The 4,441-nt window shown below is 35.4% G+C and carries 6 protein-coding genes and 1 other RNA gene; all 7 read left to right on the top strand.

Annotated elements, in window-relative coordinates:
• A partial coding sequence (locus tag ENL20_05360) for a phenylalanine--tRNA ligase subunit beta (GenBank protein HHE37983.1) occupies positions 1-360 on the top strand: 360 nt, incomplete at its 5' end.
• A 2-nt stretch (positions 361-362) separates the two neighbouring features.
• On the top strand, positions 363-686 hold the full coding sequence (locus ENL20_05355) for a hypothetical protein (GenBank protein ID HHE37982.1): 324 nt from the start codon (positions 363-365) through the stop codon (positions 684-686).
• 19 nt (positions 687-705) lie between these two features.
• Entirely contained in the window at positions 706-981 is a 276-nt protein-coding gene (locus ENL20_05350; GenBank protein ID HHE37981.1) for a cell division protein ZapA, read from the top strand.
• Positions 980-1,154, top strand: a non-coding RNA gene (gene ssrS / locus ENL20_05345) — 6S RNA. Before ENL20_05350 ends, ssrS begins: the two co-directional genes overlap by 2 nt.
• A 20-nt stretch (positions 1,155-1,174) precedes the next feature.
• Positions 1,175-2,740: a ribonuclease Y gene (gene rny / locus ENL20_05340; GenBank protein HHE37980.1), complete on the top strand. Its 1,566-nt coding sequence runs from the start codon at positions 1,175-1,177 to the stop codon at positions 2,738-2,740.
• Complete coding sequence (locus tag ENL20_05335) at positions 2,740-3,528, top strand: TIGR00282 family metallophosphoesterase (protein ID HHE37979.1); 789 nt, start codon at positions 2,740-2,742, stop codon at positions 3,526-3,528. The genes rny and ENL20_05335 overlap by 1 nt, the downstream gene beginning before the upstream one ends.
• Entirely contained in the window at positions 3,518-4,411 is an 894-nt protein-coding gene (locus ENL20_05330) for a bifunctional 5,10-methylenetetrahydrofolate dehydrogenase/5,10-methenyltetrahydrofolate cyclohydrolase (GenBank protein HHE37978.1), read from the top strand. The genes ENL20_05335 and ENL20_05330 overlap by 11 nt, the downstream gene beginning before the upstream one ends.
• The last annotated feature ends 30 nt before the right edge of the window (positions 4,412-4,441 follow it).

Raw genomic sequence — 4,441 nt, 5'->3', positions numbered from 1 at the left:
GTCTTTGCTTTTGATATAAATCTCGATAAGATATTTTTCCTTCATAAGAAAAAAAATCCTGAATTTAATGCGATTCCAAAATATCCACCGGTTCTGCGAGATATTTCCTTTATTATTCCAAATGAGTATAAACTTGCGGAAATAAAAGAAGAAATTTTCAAGGTTAACCGGAAATTGATAAAAAAAGTTATTGTCTTTGATGAATATACCGATAAAAGTATTAAAAACGGATATCGCAGTTTAACTTTTAATCTGATCTTAAGCTCCGACACAAAGACATTAACTGATGAATTTGTAAACGGACTGATACAAAAAATCATAAAAAAATTACAAACTCGATTCAATATCGAAATGAGGTGATCATGCAGGAAAAAAAGATTCTAAGTCTGGATGAGAAAATCCAGAAGCTTATAACCAGTTTCAATGAAATAAAAGAAAAATATGCTGTTTTATTAGAAGAAAAAAATGATCTCGATAAAACTAATACGGAATTTAAACAACTAAATTCTCATAATAAAGAGAAAATCGAAGAGATGGAAAAAATTATTAATCAGCAGAAAGATGAAATTGAATTTTTAAGAAATGAGAATAGAACTCTCCGCAAACAAGTTGAAAACTATGAGTGCAATACCAATGATGCTCTCTCAAAACTGGATGATGTTTTAGATCAAATCCAGGAATTATAAATAAAATCATAAAATTAAGATGAGATCGATTGAAGTCGAGATTTTAGGGAAAAAATATTACCTGAAAAGTGATAATCCTGACAAATTAAAGGAATATGTAAATTATCTCGTCTCTCAATTGGAGGAACTCGATAAAAAATATAATACTATTGATCAAAATAAATTATTTGTTCTTTATTCACTTAAAATGACGGAGATGTATTTTAATGAAATTGAGAAAAATAAGAGATTCGAAAATGAAAAAGAACAGATCGATAGTCTTTTAAATCAAATTACACTTGATTTAGGTAAATAGAAGCCTGCAGTATGCGTGATATTATCTTTGTTTCAGAACTAAATTATGATCGGAAGTCGAGCCATTTGTGGAGCATAAGCCGGACACGATCCGGATCTGTAAAGCAAACAAGGTAGATGTCCACTTTTATCGTGGTTCGTGAAAACAATAATACACGGTACTGCGGGTTTTTTAAAACGCAAAAGGAATAATAATGACGACATATATATTTATCGCCTTTATTGGCTTTGCAGTTGGGATTGTTTTAGCATTTCTTATCATAGCCCTAAAAAAAGCTACCGGGAACAGGAATATCCTGAAATCCAACGAACTGGCAAATAAAATCATAAATGATGCTAAACAGGAATCAGACACTCTGAAAAAAGAAGTTATTTTACAGGCAAAAGAAGAATGGTATAAAACTCAAAAAAAATACGAGAATGAAATCAATGATCGCAAAAAGGAACTTTATACCCTGGAAAAAGAATACAATGAGAGAGTTCACAGCCTTGATAAAAGATTAGCTGTTTTAGATAAGAAAGATAATAATCTGCAGGAAATCGAAAACAGGTTAAAGCAAAAGGAACAGAAATTAAAAACTGAAGAAGAAAAGCTGGAAAATTTGATAGAACAACAAAATTCCAAACTTTCTGAAATTGCCAGATTATCAAGAGACGAAGCGATCCAGATCTTGAAAAATAACCTGAAAAATAAAGCCCGGAATGAAGCTGCTAAAAAAGTCAGAATGATCGCAGACCAGGCAAAAGCTGATGCTAACCGGATTGTTGCCGGAATTCTGGCGACTGCGATCCAGAGAATGGTTGTTGATCATGTCTCTGAATCGATCGTTTCGGTTGTATCGCTTCCTGATGATGATATGAAAGGCAGGATTATCGGAAGAGAAGGAAGAAATATTCGAACATTTGAAAAAGCTTCCGGAATAGATATGATCATAGATGACACTCCGGAAGCAGTTGTTTTGTCCGGATTTGATCCTGTGCGGAGAGAAATTGCTCGATTGTCGTTGGAAAAATTGATCCTCGACGGCAGGATACATCCCGGCAGGATTGAACAGGTTATTGAAAAAACTGCTAAAGAAATGGAGCAAAATCTTGTTACTATCGGTGAAAACGCCTGCATGGAAATGAATATCCATAATATTTCAGCAAATATTGTAAAAATTATCGGACGACTGAAATATCGAACAAGTTATGGTCAAAATATATTACAACATTCGATCGAGACAGCTTGGCTTTGCGGAATTTTAGCAGCAGAATTGGGATTGGATCAGGAATTGGCACGCAGAGCAGGTTTCCTGCACGATATTGGAAAAGCGATTGATCACGAATATGATGGTTCTCATGCTGTCCTCGGAGCAAACATCGCCCGGAAAAATGGTGAGAGTAAGATTATTATTAACGCTATAGAATCACATCATGAGGAAGTGGAACCCATCAGTGTTTATGCGGTTCTAACTCAGGTGGCAGATGCGATTTCCGGAGCAAGACCCGGCGCCAGAAGAGAAATGCTGGAATCATACATGAAGCGTCTCGAAAAAATGGAAGACATTGCCAATTCTATCGAAGGTGTTAATAAATCGTTTGCCATTCAGGCGGGAAGAGAGCTTCGCATTATTGTAGATCCGGTTTCAATCGATGATAGTAAAACTGCGTATATTGCTTCCGATATAGCTGGAAAAATTGAGAAAGAGATGCAGTATCCGGGACAGGTTAAAGTGACTGTAATTCGAGAAACCAGACAATCGGCAATAGCAAAATAATGAATATTCTTTTCTTTGGAGATATTTTTGGAAAACCGGGAAGAATTGCTATTAATAGGACTCTCCCTGAAATGATCGAGGAATTTGATGCTGAAATTTGTATTGCCAATGGTGAAAATGTAGCAGCAGGAAAAGGAATTACCGAGAAAACAGCAGGACAACTATTCGATGCCGGAATCGATATTTTTACAAGTGGAAACCATATTTGGGATAAATTAGATTCCATTAATTATCTTGCAGAAGAAAAAAGAATTCTCAAACCTTTGAATTATCCTGAAATGTCGGTTGGGAACAGTTATTTTCTCAAAACAGGAGCAAACGGTCAGAAGCTGGCAATCGTTAGTTTGATCGGACAGGCTTTTCTCAGTATAGCAGATTCTCCATATTATGCTTTGAAAAAACTTTTGCCTGTTCTAAAGGAAAAAACAAATAAGATTCTAATTGATTTCCATGCAGAAGCAACGGCAGAAAAAAGAGCTCTCGGTTTCTGCTTTGATGGTCTGGTCAGCGCCTTTATCGGAACTCACACACATATCCAGACTGCAGATGAAGAAATTCTTCCACAGGGGACAGCGTACATAACCGATGTTGGGATGACGGGTCCGCATGATTCGGTGATCGGAGTAAAAAAAGAACTGATCCTGAAAAAGATCAGAACCGGGATGCCTGTTAAATACGAAGTTGCAGAATCAGGAATCCAGATCAATGCTGTATTCATCAAATTAGATGATGAAACCGGAAAAGCTCTAACCATCAAAAGAATTAAAAGGGATTTTAATGACTATTAAACAGACTGAAAAGATTACTGCAAAGCTTGCTGCAAAGCCTGTCATAAAACAGATTTATTCCAAATTGAAAAATGAGATCGAAAAGTATCAAATATCACCGAAACTTGCTATTTTGTTAGTTGGAGAAGATCCTGCAGCTCAATATTATGTAAATAATTTAGAAAAAAAAGGTAATAAAACAGGAATTCAAGTTGAAACCATATTTTTTCCCAGATATGTTTCTCAAATGGAGCTGCTGAATTCTCTCGAAAAGATCAATAATGATAATGAAATACATGGGATCATGATCCAGAAACCCTTACCGGAACATCTTGATGAATCGAAAATCAATATTAAAATAAATCCTGAAAAAGATGTCGATGCTTTTCATCCGTTCAATCTTGGTAATCTGCTTCTGGAAAATGAAGGTTTTATTCCCTGCACTCCGGCAGCGGTTGTCGAAATGTTAAGGTTTTATGGGATAGAAACTGCCGGGAAAAATGTCGTGATTCTCGGAAGAAGTAATATTGTTGGAAAACCTTTGGCAAACCTGTTACTGATGAAGAATAAAACAGGAAATGCAACGGTCACAGTTTGTCATAGCAAAACAATTGATTTGATTGATGTTACAAAAAGAGCAGATATTCTGATTGCTGCTATCGGAAAACCTCTATTTGTAAAACCGGAAATGATTCAAGAAAATTGTGTAATCATCGATGTCGGTGTAAACCAGATTTCCGATCCTGAAAAAGGAATAAAATATGTGGGAGATGTCGATTATGATGCTTGTTTTGATAAAGCATCTGCGATCACACCTGTTCCTGGAGGGATTGGTTCAATTACAACAGCGATGTTGCTGAAGAATGTGTTTTTGGCATATAAAAAAACAACTCAAATACGATAATTTTATTGACGAAAAAAGAGTTAAAAGTAT

Source organism: Candidatus Cloacimonadota bacterium (assembly GCA_011372345.1).
Lineage (GTDB): Bacteria > Cloacimonadota > Cloacimonadia > Cloacimonadales > TCS61 > DRTC01.
The sequence above is the reverse complement of the archived record's forward strand: the minus strand, read 5'-3'. Positions and strand labels throughout refer to the sequence as shown.

What these genes read in the sequence shown, in the direction of transcription:
- rny (HHE37980.1), top strand. Translation starts at nt 1,175, where the DNA reads ATGACGACATATATATTTATCGCCTTTATTGGCTTTGCAGTTGGGATT.
- ENL20_05330 (HHE37978.1), top strand. Translation starts at nt 3,518, where the DNA reads ATGACTATTAAACAGACTGAAAAGATTACTGCAAAGCTTGCTGCAAAG.
- ENL20_05355 (HHE37982.1), top strand. Translation starts at nt 363, where the DNA reads ATGCAGGAAAAAAAGATTCTAAGTCTGGATGAGAAAATCCAGAAGCTT.
- ENL20_05335 (HHE37979.1), top strand. Translation starts at nt 2,740, where the DNA reads ATGAATATTCTTTTCTTTGGAGATATTTTTGGAAAACCGGGAAGAATT.
- ENL20_05350 (HHE37981.1), top strand. Translation starts at nt 706, where the DNA reads ATGAGATCGATTGAAGTCGAGATTTTAGGGAAAAAATATTACCTGAAA.